Origin of the sequence: Acinetobacter sp. C26M (assembly GCF_023702675.1) — a bacterium.
In the GTDB taxonomy this organism is placed as follows: domain Bacteria; phylum Pseudomonadota; class Gammaproteobacteria; order Pseudomonadales; family Moraxellaceae; genus Acinetobacter.
The window spans coordinates 906,319-924,966 of record NZ_CP098478.1; the positions used below are offsets into that span (position 1 = coordinate 906,319).

Here is an 18,648-nt window from a genome sequence, read left to right on the forward strand (position 1 = left end):
GAGACAAAATGCAATATCAGAATGAAACGCTATTACGTGTCGATAATCTCCGTGTCAGCTTTAAAGGAGAAAATAAACAATGGATCGAAACAGTCAAAGGAATTTCATTTTCGATTCCTAAAAACAAAACTGTGGCTTTGGTTGGCGAATCTGGCAGTGGTAAATCGGTCACGTCCTTGGCGGTGATGGGGTTGCTGCCAAAAGGGCAAAGCCAAATTGCTGAACAGAGCCAAATTCGCTTTGAAGGTAAAGATTTACTCAATTTATCTGCCAAAGAGATTCGGAAGATTTGCGGTAAGGAAATTGCAATGATTTTCCAAGAGCCTATGTCATCTTTAAATCCTGTCTTTACCGTGGGAGATCAAATTGCTGAGGTATTGCGTATCCATTTAGGCATGGGGCGTAAGCAAGCGAGAACACGCGTAATTGAGTTACTGAAGGAAGTGGGTATTCCAGCGCCTGAAACCAAGATTGATGCTTACCCGAGTCAGCTTTCAGGTGGTCAGCAACAACGGGTGATGATTGCGATGGCAATTGCCTGTGAGCCAAAGTTATTGATTGCAGATGAACCGACCACTGCTTTGGATGTCACCATTCAAAAGCAGATCATTGATTTGTTGGAATCTTTACGCCAACGCCATGAAATGTCGATGCTATTTATTACCCATGATTTAGCATTGGTGGGAGAAATTGCCGATGAAGTGATTGTAATGCGGCATGGTGAAATTCGTGAATGTGGTCCAGTTGAACAAGTACTGGAGCAGCCCAAAGATGTGTATACCCGCGCTTTGCTGCATTGCCGCCCGCAATTGTCGACCCGTCCATACCGTTTACCTGTGACCAGTGATTTTATGCAGCAGGATGAAAATGGACAACTGATTGAAGCCACCAATCTGTCCGATTTAAATCTGAAACAGCGTGTCCGTGGTTTGTCTGGTGATGAACCGATTGTGCTTGATGTTAAAGATCTGAAAAAGTCGTTTTATAGCCGTAAGGGCTTGTGGGGGCGAGAAGAATTTCAAGCCGTTAAAGGTGTCTCTTTTCAATTGGCGAAAGGTAAAACCCTTGGTCTGGTTGGTGAGTCAGGTTCAGGTAAAACCACCATTGGTTTGTTGCTGATGCGCTTGCATGAAGCAACAGGTGGACAAGCCTTGATTGGTGGAAAAGATATTCTGGCGATGAGTGAGAAAGAGTTTTGTCAGTATCAACGCAAAATTCAAATCATTTTCCAGAACCCTTATGCTTCACTCAATCCACGCTTTACCATCGGGCAGATTTTATTGGAACCGATGCGGATCCATGGCATTGGTCAAAACGATGCTGAACGTAAAAAGATTGCATTGGAACTGTTGGAACGCGTGAGTTTACCAACACAAGCTTATGATCGTTATCCGCATGAGTTTTCTGGTGGGCAACGACAACGAATTGCAATTGCACGGTGCTTAACTTTGAAACCAGAGATTTTAATCTGTGATGAATCAGTTTCTGCACTGGATGTTTCAGTACAGGCACAGGTACTCAACTTATTGCAGGATTTACAGGATGAGTTTGGTCTGAGTTATATTTTTATTTCACATGATTTATCTGTCGTGAAATATATTTCTGATCAAGTAATGGTGATGAATCATGGCGAACTGGTTGAAATTGCCAATTCGGACGAACTGTATTTACATCCACAACATGAATATACCAAGAAGCTACTGAATGCGATCCCGCAAGGTATTGTTCAGCATATTTAAAACCAATAAAAAAACGCTCTATTCAGAGCGTTTTTTTATGATCAGCAATAAGAATTAGAACTTCTTGAAACCTTTGTTAAAACCAATGGTCTTACGGTTATTACTATTGTTGCTATTACCGCTTGGGCGTTGTTGCTGTGACTGATCTTGCTCATCATCACGACGTTGCTGACGTAGATAGCCACCACGACGTGCCGCCATTGGCTTTTCAGACATACGCTCAGTACGACGTTTTGCCATACCGAATAAACCTGTGCCTTGACGTGGCTTTAACTCAACAGATTTTGCCAAGTTATCGATATCTGTTTTATCCAATTCCATCCAACGACCTGTACGTAGCTCACGTGGTAAAATCACAGTGCCGTAACGGGTACGCAATAAACGACTGACTTTCAAGCTTTGTGATTCAAAGATACGACGAACTTCGCGATTACGACCTTCTTTAACCACCACTTGATACCAACGGTTAATACCATCACCACCAATTTCTGAGAATGATTCAAACTTGGCTGGACCATCTTCAAGTTCAACGCCTTTCAGCATGTTATTGCGAATTTGTGGTGTTACTTCACCCATCACGCGAACTGCGTATTCACGCTCAACTTCATTTGACGGATGCATTAAACGGTTAGCGAGCTCACCATCATTAGTGAATAGTAATAAGCCAGTACTGTTAATATCCAGACGACCGACCATCACCCAACGATCATTGGCAATTTGAGGTAAATGATCAAATACTGTTGGACGCTTTTCAGGGTCATTACGTGAACAAATTTCACCTTCTGGCTTATAGTAAATCAATACGCGACGGCGAATTTCATCTTCAATTTGGAATTGTACTTTACGACCATCGATACGAAGTTCATCACCTGGTTCGATACGTTCGCCAACTTGGGCAATCTGACCATTGATGCTGACACGACCAGCAGCAATGACTTCTTCCATATAGCGACGCGAGCCTAACCCGACTCTCGCTAAAACCTTTTGTAATTTTTCACTCATGACAGCACAACCTTAGACATAATGATCAACAGTTCACCTTTCTCAGGACTTCGGCGCATGTGCGTCGAGTGTCATGAATGCTTCCTTGGCGTTCTGCAGGGGAGGCAATTGACCTAGCGAAGCTAAGCCAAATGCATTTAAAAATTGGGGCGTTGTGACTAACAACGCAGGTCTTCCAGGTAAATCTCTGAAACCAGCTTCTTTGATCCAGTTCCAGTCAAAAAGCGTTCTTAAATTTTGGCTATTGTTGGATACACCACGAATCTGCTCAATATCGGCACGTGTGACTGGTTGATGGTAAGCAATCACTGCGACAGTTTCGAGTAAGGACGGTGATAACTTGGTTGGGCGCTCTGGCCAAACCTGTGCAATAACATTTCGATATTTGGCACGTACTTGAAAGCGAAAACCTTGTGCCGTTTCAATCAACTCGATTGAACGACCATGCTGTAACATTGCCAGTTGCTGTAAAAATGTACGTAATTGCTGCTTATTATATTGGTTTTGAAATGCTTCTTTTAGACGTGCAAGAGAAACTGGCGAGTCACTGGCGAATAGAATCGCTTCAAGTTGTAATAAAACTTCATGATGAATGTCTTCAAATGACATCCCTTCATTTTGCTCAAATTGATCAAAACTCATGCATTAACTCCTTGAATGGTTAAAGGAGCTTCAATGCCTGTATGGATAATCTGAATTTTTTGCTGACGTGTAAGTTCAAGTACCGCCATAAAAGTGACCACCATTCCCATACGGCCTTGCATGGGATTTAATAACTCAATAAAACTCAATACCTCACCTGATGCAAGTTGGCTTTCAATAAAGGCAATACGTTCTTCTAATCGTACAGGTTCTTGCGCTACCACATGGGTAATCGGTTCTGGGCGGTTGAATACGCAAAATAAAGCATCATGTAAGGCTGCAACATCATAGCCTTCATAGATCGGGGCAATATGACCAATACTCACGTTAGCACTAAAAGTATCGCGTTCGAAGATGGGCATTTGTCCCAATCGTTCCGCAGCTTGCTTAATACGTAGATAAGTTTCTAAACGGTCAATTAACTCTTGTTTTGGATCTTTTTCAAATTGATCAATTACAGCTGGTTTTGGTAGAAGTAAGCGTGACTTTAGGTCCGCAAGCAATGCTGCCATCACCATATAATCTGCCGTCAGCTCAATATTCAGCGATTTCATGCTATCCATGTAAGACAAATATTGAGTGGCAATCGGAGAAATATCGACCTGTAATAAATCAAAGCCATTTTTTTGAATCAGGTAAATCAGAAAGTCTAAAGGACCTTCAAATTGTTCCAGTAAAATTTCAAACGCAGCAGGCGGTATATATAAATCTTCAGGTATGACTTCTTGCCACTCGTCAAGCACGCGAATGGAAGGAGTGGACTCCAAAGTTTGGGGGAGAATTTGGTTCATTACCGTTATAAGCCACGCGAATTTTCAAAAGCATGAAAGATATAATTTTTTGTGCAAAGAGAGGCACATGCTACCAAGAGCAGGACTATTCTAATCGAAATTGCCAATTTAATAAATTACCCACTTACAAAAACCTTAAAGTTCTCAGGGTATTTTCTATATTTATGCAAGATTACATAGGTCATAGAAAAAACTTATGCTTAAATTAGCAGCAAATGTCATTTTTTTATTTAAATTATAAAGCGCCATGAAACATTATCTAAAAACACAACAGAATCAATTTGGGCAAACTGTAGGCTTTGCGATTGATCATCAACCTAACCAACTGATTCAAACTAATTTAGATGGGCAATCTGTCAAATTGATTCATATTGCTGGTGAAATCTCTGATCAGGCTGCAAGTCAAATTTGGGAAGCTGTTGCAACGGAAGAAAATGCTGCCTGTTGGACTTATTTGCCTTATGTTGCACCGCAAAGCCAAGCCTCACTGAAACAAGACTTACAAAATCTATTTGGTTTTAAAGGTTCGACCCATTTTTTAATTGAAATTGATGGCACGATCCAAGGTTGGATTGCTTTGTTAAACCCAAGGTTAGAGCAGGGTGCCATTGAAATTGGTAATGTTTATTTTTCGCATAAAATGAAAAAATCCAAAGCTTCAACTGAAGTGATATTTCTATTATTACAACAATGCTTTGAATACAGTTTTAGACGAGTTGAATGGAAATGTGATGATTGTAATGCACCCTCTAAAACCGCAGCTTTACGTTTTGGTTTTCAGTATGAAGGTTTATTTCGTCAAGATCGGATGACGAAAGGGCATAACCGTAATACGGCATGGTTTTCTATCATTGACGAGGAATGGCCTGCATTAGAAAAAATCTATCAACAGTGGTTAAGCCCTGAAAATTTTGATGCACAAGGTTTTCAGAAACAAAGATTATCTGAATTCACTTTGGGATTTGAAAATTTATAATGAAACATAATAGCCATTTTGTCATTTATCGGAAATATAAAATAGCTTCATATTTTTAATATGCTTTTTATTGTTTTTTTAAATAATTTATTAATAATTCATTTACAAATAATTTTTAGCTTCTTCAATATAAAGTAAATCATTCGGGGGCGTATGAACATTAAATTTATTACCATTGGTATATTAATCATTGGTGCATTATACTTTGGCACAGAAAAATATTGGCAGCACGAATTTGAGGAACAACAGCGAAACGAACTTAAGAATCTTGTATTTGATGAAAAGATGCAAGAAGAAATTAAAGAGTTGCCAATCAAAGGAGATATTTTGAATCAATATCCAAATATTTTTCTATACATGAGTTTTACTATTGATTTACCAAGGGATATAGAAACGCAAATTAAGTCAAAGCTAGCAGAGAATAGTCAAAAATTAGTATGTAGTTATTTCTCTGAAGTTTCCGATCAAGATGATAAATATAAAGACCGTGTTAAAGCAATCATTAATGTTGTTGAGCAAGATAATATAACAATGACATATATTGCAAAAAATCGATTAGGCAATACTTTACTTGAATATAATCAAGTCTTATCTCAGTGTCCTGAGTTTATAAGTCTAAAGCAAAGTATTTCATAGAGTACTGGTCTTTAATTTATTAAAAAAATCTTTTAACTTTATTTTTAGCAGTTTGGAGCACTTTAAGTCTCAGGCTGCTAAATTGAAATACTTTACTCAAAAGCGCTGACATCGCCGACACCACGACGCACAATTTCAGGATTTTCTCCCGATAGGTCGACAATACTGGTGGTGGATAAAGTACCGAAGCCACTATCGATAAACACATCAATACGTTTACCAAGCTGGTTTTCAATATCAAATGGATCATCCAGCGGATCTGTTTGATCAGGTAAAATTAGGGTGCTGGTTAACAGTGGTTCACCAAGTTCTTTTAATAGCGCCTGAGCAACAGGATTACTTGGGATACGCAGACCAATGGTTTTTTTCTTAGGATGCATTAAACGTTTTGGCACTTCACTGGTCGCAGGCAAAATAAAAGTCGTAACTGCTGGCGTATTATTTTTCAGTAAACGATACATGGCGTTATCGACTTTGGCATAGGTTGCAATATCAGATAAGTCACAACACATAATCGCATACTGGTGCTTTGGCCCCAAACCACGAATTTGAGCAATCCGCTCCATTGCACTCTTATTTCCAATCTGGCAGCCAATGGCATAGGCTGCATCGGTTGGATAAACCACCACATCACCAGCACGAATACGTTCTACTGCTTGTGTAATTAAGCGAGCCTGTGGATTTTCAGGATGAATATGTAAATGCAACATTATTTTAACTCCCTGATTTATACGGCTAAATTTAGTATGAAACTTGTTAGGGGCATGTTGCAAGTCTTAGATGTGATAATTTTGTCATTTAATCAAGGTGTTCACGTTTAAATTCATCGAGTTGTAATGGTGAGCCTTGACGGGTGCATAAACAGATGCAATCAATGAAATGTACGGCATCACGAGGTAATTTTGCTTCACCAGAAAAATAACGCTGTACTTGCGCGAAGACGTGATCTTTAAATTGATCTCCATTACCGCCATCGCCTGTTAAGTTATCTAGCGACACACGAAATTTTCGACCAAAGGCAGTCGCAAATAGCCATTCTATGGCTTGAGGTTTAATTTCAACTTGCTCAAACAGTGCTTGTTGCTCCGAGCTTCGTCCATCGGGCGCATACCAATAACCAAGGTCGGGAAGTAGGCGACGTTGCTTGCCAGCAATGCTCCAATGGCTAATCTCATGCAGGGCACTATTAAAAAAACCATGGGCAAATTGAATTCTCGCAGACTGCTCAATTGTCGCTGGGAAATATTCTGGTTCAAATTCACCTTTAACTAGTGTGACATTATGGTGGGAAAACCAGTGATTAAAGTGTAAAATAAGCCAATCGACCTGTTCTGGTTCTGTCGTTAACTTTTGCCAAGATGAACGTTGCACTTGATCTAGCGCTAACGCAGGAACAGAGGTTGAATGGGTGCTTACGAGTAATGAAGATGTTACTTCAAGTTGCGGCTGCAACAGGTACATTGCTTAATTTACCCCGAGTTCTGTCTAAAGAAGTGCAAAATTGTATCTTAATCTTTGACAGAGTACCGATGAATTTGTAGAATTGCCGCCTTAATTATGTCAGCAAATACTTTTCCAAGCCAAATCGAGCCATTTAAATGGGCTGAACAGGGCTTTACATGGTCAGGAACACTGCCATTGTCTCGCTTTGCTCGTATTGCTCGAGAAGCTGTTGGTTCAATTGATGATCAATTGATCAACATAGACTGTAAGCTATCAATGGATATCTATCATCGTATTGTATGGTTAGATGGACATACTGAAGCAAAAGTTCCAATGGTCTGCCAACGTTGTTTGGAAGCCGTTGAAATTGAATTGGTTTCAGACTTTCATTTAGCTTTGATTGATGATGAGTCACTGATAGAGCGATTGGATGAGGATGCTGATTTCATCGTTCTAGGTGAAAGTGAATCTTCAAAAAAAGGTGATTATGATGCACCTGCAGTGATAGATTTACTCGCACTACTAGAAGATGAGCTGTTATTGTTGGTGCCTTTATCTCCTAAGCATGATGCTTGTGAGCATAAGCATCAACCTGCCACTCCAGATGTTGTCGAAGAGAAAAAGCGGGATAACCCGTTTGATGTTTTGGCAGGTCTGAAGGGTAAACTTAACTCATAATTTATGTTATAATGTTGAGTTAAGACAACTGAATTTGTTCTGATCCATTTTTTCGATCTTTGTAAGGAGCCATCATGGCCGTTCAGCAAAACCGTAAAAGTCGCTCTCGCCGTGACATGCGCCGTTCACATGACGCTTTAACCGAGAATGCATTATCTGTAGACCAAACTACTGGTGAAACTCATCGTCGTCACCACGTGACTAAAGACGGTATTTACCGTGGTCGTCAATTATTCGCTAAAGCAGCTGATGCTGAATAATTGAACTATATGCATTAAGCGTTAGCTTAAAGTATAGAAAAAATGGGAGCGAAAGCTCCCTTTTTTGTTGTTTTTCGCAATTAAAAAACGATTTAATCAATGGTAAATTGCCGCATCGGGAAAGAGTCTGTTGTCATTCTCATGTAAAATCATGAGTGTTGATGAAATTGGCGATAGACCATTTTAAGGATTTTTATATGTCGACTAAACGACTTGAGCAGGCTGCTCAAGCAACAAAAACAGCATTTGTTTTTCCAGGTCAGGGCTCGCAAAAAGCGGGTATGCTGGCTGAACTTGCAGAGCAGTTTAGTGTCGTTAAAGATACATTTGCAGAAGCATCAGAAGCGCTTGGTTTTGATCTTTGGCATATTACCCAAAGCGGTGAAGGTTTAGATCAAACTGAAAACACCCAACCGGTATTACTAACTGCAAGCATTGCTTTATGGCGTGTTTGGTTGGAGCTGGGTGGTATTGTACCGAAATACTTGGCTGGACACTCTTTAGGGGAATACAGTGCACTAGTTGCAGCAGAAGCAATGAGTTTGGCTGATGCAGTTAAGCTGGTACATTTACGTGGCAAACTGATGCAGAGTGCTGTGCCTCAAGGTGAAGGTGCAATGGCTGCAATTCTTGGTTTAGCTGATGAGAAAGTGATTGAACTTTGTCAGAAGGTCAATATATCAGCTGCTGGAAATGGTTCAGTTGAAGCAGCAAATTATAATGCACAAGGACAAGTCGTGATTGCTGGTAGTGCGACATTGGTTCAGCAAGTCATGGCTGAAGCAAAAGAGCAATCAGGCAAAGCAATTGCATTACCTGTTTCTGTACCTTCACATTGTACGCTTATGAAACCAGCAGCAGAAAAGTTTGCAGAAGCTTTGGAACAAACTGCCATTGAGCTACCATGCCTTCCTGTAATACAAAATGTCAACGCGGAAATCGCGACAGATGTTGCTCAGTTACGTCAAGCCTTAACGGCTCAATTGTACCAATCAGTACAATGGACACGTACCATGCAGTATCTACAAGATCAGGGCATCCAGTATGTGGTTGAATGTGGACCAGGTACAGTGCTGAGTAATCTTGCGAAGCGATTACCGAACATAGAAAAAGCATTTGCCATTGATAGCAAAGCACGTATGGAAGATGCCCTAAACGCAGTGTTAGTGGCAGAAGGAAAAATTGCATGACACAACAACGAAAAGTTGCGTTAGTGACAGGAGCAAGCCGAGGTATTGGCGCAGCAATTGCACAGCAACTCATTCAAGACGGTTTTTTTGTGGTTGGTACCGCGACTTCTGAAGCAGGCGCGCAAAAACTCACAGAAAGCTTTGCTGAGCATGGAACGGGTGCAGTACTCGATGTTCGTGATGGTGAAGCGATTGATGCATTGATTTCAGATATTGAACAAAAGCATGGTTCAGTACTGGTGTTGGTGAATAATGCAGGTATTACCAAAGACAACTTGCTGCTTCGTATGTCTGAAGATGATTGGGATGACATTCTCAATATTCATCTGAAAGCCGTTTACCGTTTATCTAAGCGTGTACTGAAAGGCATGACCAAAGCTCGTTTTGGCCGCATTATTAATATCAGTTCAGTGGTTGCGCATTTTGCCAATCCTGGACAGGCGAACTATTCAGCAGCAAAAGCAGGGATTGAGGCATTCAGTCGTAGCTTAGCCAAAGAGATGGGTAGCCGTCAGATTACAGTGAACAGTGTTGCACCTGGTTTCATTGCCACTGAAATGACTGATCAGTTAAGCGAAGAGATTCGTAAAAAAATGATTGATCAAGTAGCTTTAAATCGTCTAGGTGAACCTCAAGATATTGCAGATGCAGTGAGTTTCCTTGCCAGCGATAAGGCTAGTTACATTACTGGTACAGTTTTACACGTAAATGGTGGTCTATACATGGCTTAAGTGGCGATGTATAAACTTTTAAAAAATCTTATATTCAATTAAACTAGTGGCAAATTAAAACGCCACAAGCAATGAGGAGAATTCCTGTGAGCGATATCGAACAACGCATCAAACAAGCAGTAGCTGAACAATTAGGTATGCGTGCTGAAGAGATTAAAAACGAAGCATCTTTCATGGATGACTTAGGTGCTGACTCTTTAGATTTGGTTGAACTTGTAATGTCTTTCGAAAATGATTTTGACATCACGATTCCAGATGAAGATTCAAATGAAATCACAACTGTTCAATCTGCAATCGATTACGTAACTAAGAAACTTGGTTAATCATCTTGCATGATCGAAAGCCACCGCAAGGTGGCTTTTTTGTGTTGATATGTTTTGCAACAGGATGTTTTTCATTAAGTTCTAACGCATATACATATATTTACAAGACCGCGCTAAATTGAAACTCGAGTGTTTTATTTTTTCTGTATAACTAGATGTAAGTCTATTTTGACTATTTTGCAATTAATAATTACAGAGGAAATAACAATGGGTCTTTTTGATTTTGTTAAAGGTATTGGTAAGAAAAATACAGCACCAGCAGAACCACAAGCTGCACCAGCAACACCAGCTGAACCTTCAGCTCAAGAGATTGCGAATAAATTATTAGGTTTGATTAAAAGTTTAGGTCTTCCGATTGATGGCTTATCGGTGACATATAATGGCAATACCGATACGGCAACGATTAAAGGGCAGGTTAAAACCCAAGCAGATAAAGAAAAGATTGTACTTGCTGTTGGAAATATTGATCATGTTGCCCAAGTTGATGATCAACTTACAGTGGAAACACCTGAGCCAGAAAGTAAGTTCTATACTGTGAAATCAGGAGACAATTTGTCTAAGATTTCAAAAGAATATTATGGTGATCCAAACCAATACAATAAAATTTTTGAAGCAAATCGTCCATTACTTAAAAATGCAGATGACATTTTCCCAGGTCAGGTACTCCGTATTCCACAGTAATTGATTTGAAATAAAAAAAGGCGCATCTCGCGCCTTTTTTATTGAGTATTCATTTATTCGTGGATGCTTTAAAAGCGTTTTGGAATCTTTTGCCCATTCGGTACAGGCGTTTCTGCCTGTTTTAACACACCAAATAACCATGTTTCTGCATGTTGAACCGCAATTTTTAAAGAATCGCCCAACGCTAAACGTCCTGCAATAAAGCTTGCCAATGAGCAGCCTGAACCATGATATTGACCTTCTAAACGAGGGCAGCGACTTTCCGCCAGCATTTTGCCATCGGCATAGAGCACATTACGGATATGATCAGGCGTATCTTCATGCCCACCTTTGACCAATACTGCTTTTGCACCCATTTCGAAAAGTTTTTCAGTAGCCAGCTCGATATCCTCTAAACCTGTTAAGGCTCTTAACTCAACAGTATTTGGCGTAATCACTGTTGCCAATGGAATCAGCTCAACAAAGGCTTTAACTAATGTCGCTTGGTCACCCAATGAACCGCCACTATTCGCCACTAAAACGGGATCTAGGACATATAAATAATCTGGATGTTCACGCAAGAATTCAGCTAGTGCCGCAATATTGTCAGTCGTACCTAACATACCTGATTTCACGCATTTAATCGGTAAATCACCGACCACGGCATTGGCTTGTGCCAGCAATAATTCCTTTGACGTCGCTTCAAAACCAAACACTTGTTGTGAGTTTTGAATGGTTAAAGCGGTACAGGCAATGGCTGCATGCGCACCACTTTGTCCAATTGCTTCAATATCTGCCTGTAGACCAGCCCCACCAGAAGGATCTAAGCCTGAAAAACAAAGTACGGTTGGACGCACTGCAATTTCCTTTTATTCTGCAATCTACGGTAGTATAGGGAAGTTTCGAGAAACTCTCGACTATGTTGTGTAAGACTGTAAGAGATTGAGCGAATGACGATCAAAAATATTCTAATCGATTTAGATGGGACTTTAACCGACCCGAAAGCAGGGATTCATGGTTCAATTCGTTTTGCGCTAGAAAAATTAGGTCAGCCCATTGCGGATGAGGTCGATTTAGACTGGACTATTGGGCCGCCACTTAAAGCATCTCTTGCAAAATTACTCAATACTCAAGATGATGATTTAGCTGAACAGGCATTACTCGCTTATCGTGAGCGTTTCTCGGTAACAGGCTTATTTGAAAATGAAGTTTATCCATCAGTCGCCCAGACTTTGCAACAATTGCAATCACAAGGATATGCGTTGTTTTTGGCGACAGCAAAGCCTACAGTTTATGCGAAGCAAATTTTGGTTCATTTTGATCTAGCTCAGTATTTTACCGAAATGTACGGCAGTGAGTTGACTGGTGAGAGAACTAACAAAGCGGATTTAATCGCTTATATTCTGGAACAACAGCAGTTAGACGCACAGCAGTGCATTATGGTCGGCGATCGCCAATATGACATTATCGGTGCGCGAGCTAATGGTATAGAAACCATTGCCGTCAATTATGGTTATGGTCGGGCAGATGAATTGGCTCAGGCACAGCCTGTAACGCAGATTTCTCAATTTAGCCAGTTAGTTGAAACGGTGGATGAAATGAATGCAGAACGGAAAGTCTCTTAAAATCCATGCAATAAAAAGCCTCGATGATTCGAGGCTTTTTATTTTTAATTAGACATTATGCTTTAAGCGATATTGCACCAGTTCTTCGATACTAATCACGGTCAAGCCATGTGTTTGTGCATAAGCTAAAACTTGAATACCTGAAGCCATAGAACCATCTGGGTTCGTTAACTCACACAATACCCCTGATGGTTTTAAACCTGCCAGACGTGCTAAATCAACGGTACCTTCGGTATGACCGCGACGGCTTAGGACACCGCCTTCACGCGCACGTAAAGGAAATACATGACCCGGACGGCTAAGGTCACTTGCAATGGCACCATCTTTGGTTGCAGCTAAAACAGTGGTGACGCGGTCTTTAGCAGAAACGCCTGTGGTCACACCTTGTGCCGCTTCAATGGTCACGGTAAATGCAGTTTTAAACTGGCTAGAATTGTCGACCACCATTGGCGGAAGTTCTAAATGATCAGCTAATGCTTCAGTTAGGCATAAACATACAATACCTGAACCATCACGAATCATTTGTGCCATGGTTTCGACAGTTAAAGTTTCAGCAGCAATAATCAGATCAGCTTCGTTTTCACGATCAAAATCATCCATCACCAACACAGGTTTGCCTTGGCGGATATCTTCTAAAGCTTGTTGAATACGTTGTTCAGCAGGGGAAAGGGCTGAAAAGAAAAGTTCGGGTTGGATTAAACTTGACATAATGAAACGCTCTCGTAAATTGGATACGGTTGAACATTTCAGGACTGGTGTGAAAAATAAGCGTACACCAAAACAACGCAAAAAGCGTGTTTCAGTGGTTTCGTCTTCTTTCATCCGGACTATACCGTCGGCTTTGGTCTCTCACCAAATCTGCGAGTATATAAAAATATATACAGGCTCGTGGGCTGATTAGGTCATTTTATTGCAATGCCTAACTTACCACCGGTGGGGAATTTCACCCCGCCCTGAAGCGATGTGTTTCGATTATAGCCAGATTTTTATGAGAAAAGGCAACTTTTTATAGAATGAATCGTTCTATAAAAATGAAAAAATTTGCTGAGACGTCGCTCGGTTGTTCTACTGATCTGTGAAACTGGCAATAGATTTAAATTGAGCATACACTCGAAAGATAAAAAAACAATAATGCAGAGGAGTGGACTAATGGAGAAAGCGGATAAGACTGAATTAGAGCAATTAGCACAACAATTACGTAGACCTGTAATGAGTCTTCAAGCATTTTCACAATTTTCCCATCAGGATTTGGCTTGGTTAAATCAACAATTACAGCAGGCCATAAAAAATGAAGATCAGAGAATGAATCGTAGTGTGTATCAAACGCCTTTTTTCCTTCGTTGGTTATTCCGAAATAAATAAAATAAGGAAATTGCATGACTCGTTTGGCAGTACAGGCAGAGTTGATTAAGCTCGCTCGCATTTTGCAGGTGTCAGAGCAGGAGTTAGCGTTTATGCAGTCTTTGGCACCTGAAAGCCTTAGACAGTTTAGGTTTGCGATATTAGAACGACTCCAAAATCGTCAGAAAAAACGTTTTCGTTATTTGGCTGCATGGGTGAATTGGTTACCACGCTGGGTCAGTATTTTCATGGTGAAACACTTTTTAGAACCATTTATTGTCGCCCAAATTGCAGTGTATTTATCTACAGAAAACTCTTATCGAATAGCGAAGCATTTGCCTGCAAAAACCATAGCAGCAATTGCTGTTTATTTGGATCCTCGCCTGGCAAGAGAACTACTTGGCTATCTCACTACACATCAGATTACTGACATTACTCAAGTTTTATTAGCGCAACGGGACTTTGTAACGATTGGGCGTTTTGTCAGTATGTTATCTGATGCTGTTTTGCAGGATGTTGCACAGGTTGTTGAAAGTGAAAGCGACCTATTGGAAATTGCTTTTTATATTGAGTCCCGTGAGCAAATCGATCATTTAGTCCATGTCTTACCTAAGCAGCGTATTGAACAAGCTTTATTGATTATTGGTGATCCAGCGCAGAGATTAGTGTGGCCAAAAGTTCTGGCTTTAATGAGTTATATCAGTTATGGGCTAAAACAGGAGCTTGGGGATTTAGCGGTTCTGCAAGGTGAGTCTGTTGTTAATGCCATTATTCAGGCAACTCAAGAGGATCAATTATGGGAAGATATGTTACCTGTGGTGGCTTGTTTATCGGCACAGGCACAGAGCTTTGTTGCAAATTTGCCAGCGTTAAGGCAGGTCACCATTATCCATAGTATTGTGGAGGCTGCTGATCGCTGCGATTTGTGGACCGATATGTTGGTCATTGTGAATTATATGCAGGACGAAGCAAGACAAGCAGTAGCAACAGCAATTGCCCAAATTGATGAGGAAGTATTGCATCATATTGCTTATGCATCATTATTGCGTTCGCAATGGGAGGTAACTTTCGACATTATGCGAAGGATGCCAATCGACAAGCAGCAGCAATGTCATCGTATTCTTGATGGCTATATGCAACAGCTAGATCCTGAAACTTATCAATATTTAGATGGCCTATTAGATCGATATCAGATTCACTCGGCTTAAGCATTCGGCAGAGTTTCTCGAATTGGCAATAAGGTCTCGAGGGCATGCTCATAGCCGCGTTCGATCAGTTCATCGAGTTTATGCCAGTCAAACATACCAATGCCTTCAATCGGCATACGGATATGTAAATTGGCGCGTTCAATTGCCGCTGTTTGAATCATGGTGTCACTTGCAAGGGTCGCAGTGCGCATTAAAATTTCTGCCAGACGTGGTGCATGTAGAAGTTTATCTTTGATGATTTTATTCCAGTTCAATAACGCACTTTGATCTGGTTCTTCTAAACCGATGCCGGGGACTCGAATATCATCATGCAGGCTGACATTGCTGGCAATAATGGTGCCCCTTTCTAGATTTTGCATGACATCAGTTGGTAAATTATTAATCACGCCGCCATCGCAGAGTAAATTTTCATGCCAAGCAACAGGTGGCGCAACACCGGGGACACTCATACTGGTGCCGACCCAAGTGGCGAGTTCGCCTTGATCATGAATGACAGCTTGACCTGTGGTGAGATTGGTCGAAATACAGTAGTAAGTCTGTCTGAGTTCTTCAATTCGACGGCTTCCAAAGATGGCATGTAAACGGGAATGGAAACGTTGCCCTCGAATCAGTGATACGCGAGGCATGGTGTAATCATTGAGATAATTGCGCGCCACAAAAGTTTCATAAGCGATATGGGTCATTTCCACACTATCAAAACCACAGGCGACTAGGGCTGCTACAAATGCCCCCATACTGGTGCCACCAACAATATCAATCGGGATATGTAATTGTTCCAGCGCTCGAATCAAACCGATATGGGCAAAGCCACGTGCACCGCCGCCACCAAGTACTAGACCAACACCTTGGCTAGAGATCTGACGAGCAACGGCACAGATATCAGCTTGTGCCCAAGGATGGATGAAGTAATGGGCACGAGCGTGATAGAGCTGCTTCCAAATCAACGTATGTGGTGAGGGGTCTCCTTCGGAACGGAGCAATACCAATTCAATCGGGCTTTGCCAATCATGCTGATTCAGTACATCAGACAGTCTGGTCTGAGTAGGTGTTTGGTTGGCTTCTGCCAGAATCAATATTCGATCAGCTTGGTGTAAACAACGTTTGGACCATTCATCATCACTGCGATCTGCAGCGTAGAGTACGTAACAATGTTTTTCTTCTAAATTGGCTAGCCATTGGCGTAGTTTTAAATCGTCACTACTGTAGTCCAATGGTGTCTGACTGAACCCTACACCAAACAAGGCATCAACATGTGCAGTTGTAACTAAACGAACTTGAGGCCAACGTTGTAAATGTTCGGTCAGTTTTTCTGCCAAATGCGTGGCTGGGATATGGGATGAGACTGGAATCACTGAAAGTGTGCGACTGTTTCCCATCGCATGACAATGTTGCAATTCGGGTTGGGCGCGGTGAATGATGAGGCGGGATAAAGCAAATAAGACTTTGGGGTAATGGTGAATAAAATCTAAAAATTGCTGTTGTGGAATACCAAGTAAAGCTGTGTCACGGACTGCATTGACTGTCCCATGATGAGGTTGATTGGAAATAACTCCTGTTTCACCAACAATGTCATGACGGCCAAAATAAGTCAGTAAACCTGCTGTAGTGGTGAGTTTGACCCGACCATAAGCAACAATATAAACATAATCGGCAATGTCATGTGCGCAATAAAGCTGTTGTCCTGTTTGTAGATGCCGAATATGACAATGCGGTACCAAGCTTTCTAAGGTGGTGTGATCTAAGTCAGCAAACAGGCTGACTTTGCTGAGGAGGTGAGTAATATCCATATTCTGCAAATTATCGTTATTGTTTATTTTATTGAATAAGGCATTGAACTATTTTACAAGTTTGCTTGCGTAAAAAATCAGCGGATTTTCCAGTGTTTTTGTAGTTTGCTTGAACTAGGTCTTGGGTTTTCTGGGCAATAAAAAAGCCAGTTCATATCGACTGGCTTTTTAGAAATCTTTTACTGCTTATGCAATTTGTACAGGAATACAGTTTGCAGTGTGATTTACGGTATTGTCTGGATTTGCATAAACCAAGCGAGGTTTGTGGAGGTTCGCTTCAACTTCGGTAAAGTCACCGAAAGTTGCAATGATCACTAAATCTCCAACATCAGCTTGATGTGCTGCACCACCATTGACTGAGATAATACCTGAATCGTCTTCACCACGAATTGCGTAAGTTGTGAAGCGTTTGCCGTTAGTTACGTTCCATACGTGGATTTCTTCGTATTCACGAATCCCTGCTAAGTCCATTAATACGCCATCAATTGCACAAGAACCTTCATAATGAAGCTCTGCATGAGTCACAACTGCACGGTGAATTTTACATTTTAATAAACGAGATAGCATGGCTAGCGTCTCCTGAGTAAGACCTAAGATCAATATCTTATGGTTGACTTGTCACGTTTTCCGCGGGCTATAGGCGGTTTGATGCGCATTTTGCGCTTAAAAATGCAATATGGCAAGCGGGATTGATCAACAATTCAGTTTATGCGGGTTTGTAAGCGTTAATTTGATTCATTGCTTGTGAAACTTGTCCATCAACAAGCATTTTCACTTTAGACAAGGCATGATCAATTGCAGTATCCATTAGTTCTTGTTCACTGCTAGGCGCTTTGCCGAGCACATGACCAGAAACACGTTCTTTTGAACCTGGATGCCCAATTCCAATACGTAAACGATGGAAATTAGCACCGATATGCGGGACGATATCGCGAAGACCATTGTGTCCGCCATGTCCGCCACCTGTTTTCAAGCGGATAACGCCAGGATTCATATCCAGTTCATCATGCGCAATCAGGATTGCTTCAGGTGCAACTTGATAAAATTTGGCGAAAGGGACAACACTTTGACCAGAACGGTTCATAAAAGTGGTAGGAAGTAATAAACGTACGTCATGACCTTCGATTTGGCCACGACCGCTGTATCCGTGAAATTTAGGATCAGCTTTTAAAGAAATACCATAACGGTCTGCAAGCTGTTCAACGAACCAGAAACCTGCATTATGGCGGGTTTGGGCATATTCCTTTCCGGGATTGCCCAAACCAACAATTAGCGAAATATTTGACACTAATTTACGCCTTTAACACTTATGCGCGTTTGAAGTCAGCATGCATAGGTGTGTTTTTAGCTGGGTGACGTTGTAAAGCTTGGATTTTAACGTTCTCAACTTTGTCACCGATTTTGATTTCGATAACTTCTTCGAAGAAAGCGTTATTTTCTAAAGCTTTAACGATTTCACGAAGCTCTAAAGTAACTGCTACAGGCTCAGCACTGCCACCATAAATGATAGCTGGAATTTGTGCAGCATGACGAAGGCGGCGGCTCGAACCTTTCCCTTGTTGTGCTACTTCACGTGCTTGAGCGTTTAATACGAAGTTTGCCATGGGCATATCCTC

At 41.1% G+C, this 18,648-nt stretch carries 23 protein-coding genes and 1 riboswitch; of the genes, 12 read left to right on the forward strand and 11 right to left on the reverse strand.

Translation table 11 applies throughout. From position 1 onward, the window contains the following. Positions 1-8 precede the first annotated feature (8 nt). Positions 9-1,739 carry an ABC transporter ATP-binding protein gene (locus NDN11_RS04175; RefSeq protein ID WP_251110863.1) on the forward strand — a complete coding sequence of 577 codons (1,731 nt, stop codon included), beginning with the start codon at positions 9-11 and terminating at the stop codon, positions 1,737-1,739. A 54-nt stretch (positions 1,740-1,793) separates the two neighbouring features. Here NDN11_RS04175 and rluB read toward each other — a convergent pair whose 3' ends face one another. From rluB to NDN11_RS04190, 3 genes are read right to left on the reverse strand one after another with little or no spacing between them, the layout of a single operon-like run. Continuing rightward, positions 1,794-2,741, reverse strand: a complete 948-nt coding sequence (rluB, locus tag NDN11_RS04180; protein ID WP_167247987.1) for a 23S rRNA pseudouridine(2605) synthase RluB — start codon at positions 2,739-2,741, stop codon at positions 1,794-1,796. Positions 2,742-2,783: 42 nt separating this feature from the next. Further along, positions 2,784-3,383: an SMC-Scp complex subunit ScpB gene (gene scpB / locus NDN11_RS04185; RefSeq protein ID WP_167247988.1), complete on the reverse strand. Its 600-nt coding sequence runs from the start codon at positions 3,381-3,383 to the stop codon at positions 2,784-2,786. Continuing rightward, complete coding sequence (locus NDN11_RS04190; protein WP_251110864.1) at positions 3,380-4,174, reverse strand: segregation and condensation protein A; 795 nt, start codon at positions 4,172-4,174, stop codon at positions 3,380-3,382. Before NDN11_RS04190 ends, scpB begins: the two co-directional genes overlap by 4 nt. Positions 4,175-4,421: 247 nt before the next feature. Here NDN11_RS04190 and NDN11_RS04195 point away from each other — a divergent pair, with 247 nt between their 5' ends. Together NDN11_RS04195 and NDN11_RS04200 are read left to right on the forward strand one after the other, a co-directional pair. Further along, complete coding sequence (locus tag NDN11_RS04195) at positions 4,422-5,150, forward strand: GNAT family N-acetyltransferase (protein ID WP_251110865.1); 729 nt, start codon at positions 4,422-4,424, stop codon at positions 5,148-5,150. A 153-nt stretch (positions 5,151-5,303) separates the two neighbouring features. Further along, on the forward strand, positions 5,304-5,786 hold the full coding sequence (locus tag NDN11_RS04200) for a hypothetical protein (RefSeq protein ID WP_251110866.1): 483 nt from the start codon (positions 5,304-5,306) through the stop codon (positions 5,784-5,786). Between the two features lie 92 nt (positions 5,787-5,878). Here the strand turns inward: NDN11_RS04200 and NDN11_RS04205 are convergent, their stop codons facing one another. Beyond that, entirely contained in the window at positions 5,879-6,496 is a 618-nt protein-coding gene (locus NDN11_RS04205) for an L-threonylcarbamoyladenylate synthase (RefSeq protein WP_167247992.1), read from the reverse strand. An 88-nt stretch (positions 6,497-6,584) separates the two neighbouring features. Continuing rightward, on the reverse strand, positions 6,585-7,247 hold the full coding sequence (locus NDN11_RS04210; RefSeq protein ID WP_251110867.1) for an elongation factor P hydroxylase: 663 nt from the start codon (positions 7,245-7,247) through the stop codon (positions 6,585-6,587). 96 nt (positions 7,248-7,343) lie between these two features. Between NDN11_RS04210 and NDN11_RS04215 the strand changes: the two genes are divergently transcribed. From NDN11_RS04215 to lysM, 6 genes are all read left to right on the forward strand, one after another. Beyond that, on the forward strand, positions 7,344-7,907 hold the full coding sequence (locus NDN11_RS04215; RefSeq protein WP_167247994.1) for a YceD family protein: 564 nt from the start codon (positions 7,344-7,346) through the stop codon (positions 7,905-7,907). A 74-nt stretch (positions 7,908-7,981) separates the two neighbouring features. Continuing rightward, entirely contained in the window at positions 7,982-8,167 is a 186-nt protein-coding gene (gene rpmF / locus NDN11_RS04220) for a 50S ribosomal protein L32 (protein ID WP_004638135.1), read from the forward strand. Between the two features lie 197 nt (positions 8,168-8,364). Further along, positions 8,365-9,357: an ACP S-malonyltransferase gene (gene fabD, locus NDN11_RS04225; protein ID WP_251110868.1), complete on the forward strand. Its 993-nt coding sequence runs from the start codon at positions 8,365-8,367 to the stop codon at positions 9,355-9,357. Further along, a complete protein-coding gene (gene fabG / locus NDN11_RS04230; RefSeq protein ID WP_167247996.1) occupies positions 9,354-10,088 on the forward strand; it encodes a 3-oxoacyl-ACP reductase FabG in 735 nt (244 codons plus the stop codon). Before fabD ends, fabG begins: the two co-directional genes overlap by 4 nt. An 86-nt stretch (positions 10,089-10,174) precedes the next feature. After that, positions 10,175-10,411, forward strand: a complete 237-nt coding sequence (acpP, locus tag NDN11_RS04235; protein ID WP_004655272.1) for an acyl carrier protein — start codon at positions 10,175-10,177, stop codon at positions 10,409-10,411. 207 nt (positions 10,412-10,618) lie between these two features. Then, positions 10,619-11,092 carry a peptidoglycan-binding protein LysM gene (gene lysM, locus NDN11_RS04240; protein WP_004804950.1) on the forward strand — a complete coding sequence of 158 codons (474 nt, stop codon included), beginning with the start codon at positions 10,619-10,621 and terminating at the stop codon, positions 11,090-11,092. Between the two features lie 68 nt (positions 11,093-11,160). On the opposite strand, the gene NDN11_RS04245 is transcribed toward lysM, so the two are convergent. Further along, entirely contained in the window at positions 11,161-11,928 is a 768-nt protein-coding gene (locus tag NDN11_RS04245; RefSeq protein WP_167247997.1) for a hydroxymethylpyrimidine/phosphomethylpyrimidine kinase, read from the reverse strand. Positions 11,929-12,021: 93 nt separating this feature from the next. On the opposite strand from NDN11_RS04245, the gene NDN11_RS04250 reads away from it, so the two are divergent. After that, positions 12,022-12,696 (forward strand): HAD-IA family hydrolase, encoded by a 675-nt coding sequence (locus tag NDN11_RS04250; protein WP_251110869.1) that lies wholly within the window; start codon positions 12,022-12,024, stop codon positions 12,694-12,696. A gap of 48 nt (positions 12,697-12,744) precedes the next feature. On the opposite strand, the gene ribB is transcribed toward NDN11_RS04250, so the two are convergent. Next, positions 12,745-13,404 (reverse strand): 3,4-dihydroxy-2-butanone-4-phosphate synthase, encoded by a 660-nt coding sequence (ribB, locus tag NDN11_RS04255; RefSeq protein ID WP_167248374.1) that lies wholly within the window; start codon positions 13,402-13,404, stop codon positions 12,745-12,747. Positions 13,405-13,502: 98 nt separating this feature from the next. Continuing rightward, a riboswitch (FMN riboswitch) is annotated at positions 13,503-13,660 on the reverse strand. 185 nt (positions 13,661-13,845) lie between these two features. Here ribB and NDN11_RS04260 point away from each other — a divergent pair. Both NDN11_RS04260 and NDN11_RS04265 read left to right on the forward strand, forming a co-directional pair. Further along, positions 13,846-14,058: a hypothetical protein gene (locus tag NDN11_RS04260; RefSeq protein ID WP_251110870.1), complete on the forward strand. Its 213-nt coding sequence runs from the start codon at positions 13,846-13,848 to the stop codon at positions 14,056-14,058. 14 nt (positions 14,059-14,072) lie between these two features. Beyond that, a complete protein-coding gene (locus tag NDN11_RS04265; protein ID WP_167248000.1) occupies positions 14,073-15,245 on the forward strand; it encodes a hypothetical protein in 1,173 nt (390 codons plus the stop codon). Here the strand turns inward: NDN11_RS04265 and NDN11_RS04270 are convergent. The 4 genes from NDN11_RS04270 to rplY all read right to left on the reverse strand — a co-directional run bounded on the left by NDN11_RS04270 (position 15,242) and on the right by rplY (position 18,636). Beyond that, a complete protein-coding gene (locus tag NDN11_RS04270) occupies positions 15,242-17,032 on the reverse strand; it encodes a patatin-like phospholipase family protein (RefSeq protein WP_251110871.1) in 1,791 nt (596 codons plus the stop codon). The genes NDN11_RS04265 and NDN11_RS04270 overlap by 4 nt on opposite strands. A 186-nt stretch (positions 17,033-17,218) precedes the next feature. Next, positions 17,219-17,599 (reverse strand): aspartate 1-decarboxylase, encoded by a 381-nt coding sequence (panD, locus tag NDN11_RS04275; RefSeq protein WP_004655255.1) that lies wholly within the window; start codon positions 17,597-17,599, stop codon positions 17,219-17,221. 139 nt (positions 17,600-17,738) lie between these two features. Then, positions 17,739-18,320 carry an aminoacyl-tRNA hydrolase gene (gene pth, locus NDN11_RS04280; protein WP_167248002.1) on the reverse strand — a complete coding sequence of 194 codons (582 nt, stop codon included), beginning with the start codon at positions 18,318-18,320 and terminating at the stop codon, positions 17,739-17,741. A gap of 19 nt (positions 18,321-18,339) precedes the next feature. Then, complete coding sequence (rplY, locus tag NDN11_RS04285) at positions 18,340-18,636, reverse strand: 50S ribosomal protein L25 (protein WP_004663523.1); 297 nt, start codon at positions 18,634-18,636, stop codon at positions 18,340-18,342. Positions 18,637-18,648: the final 12 nt, after the last annotated feature.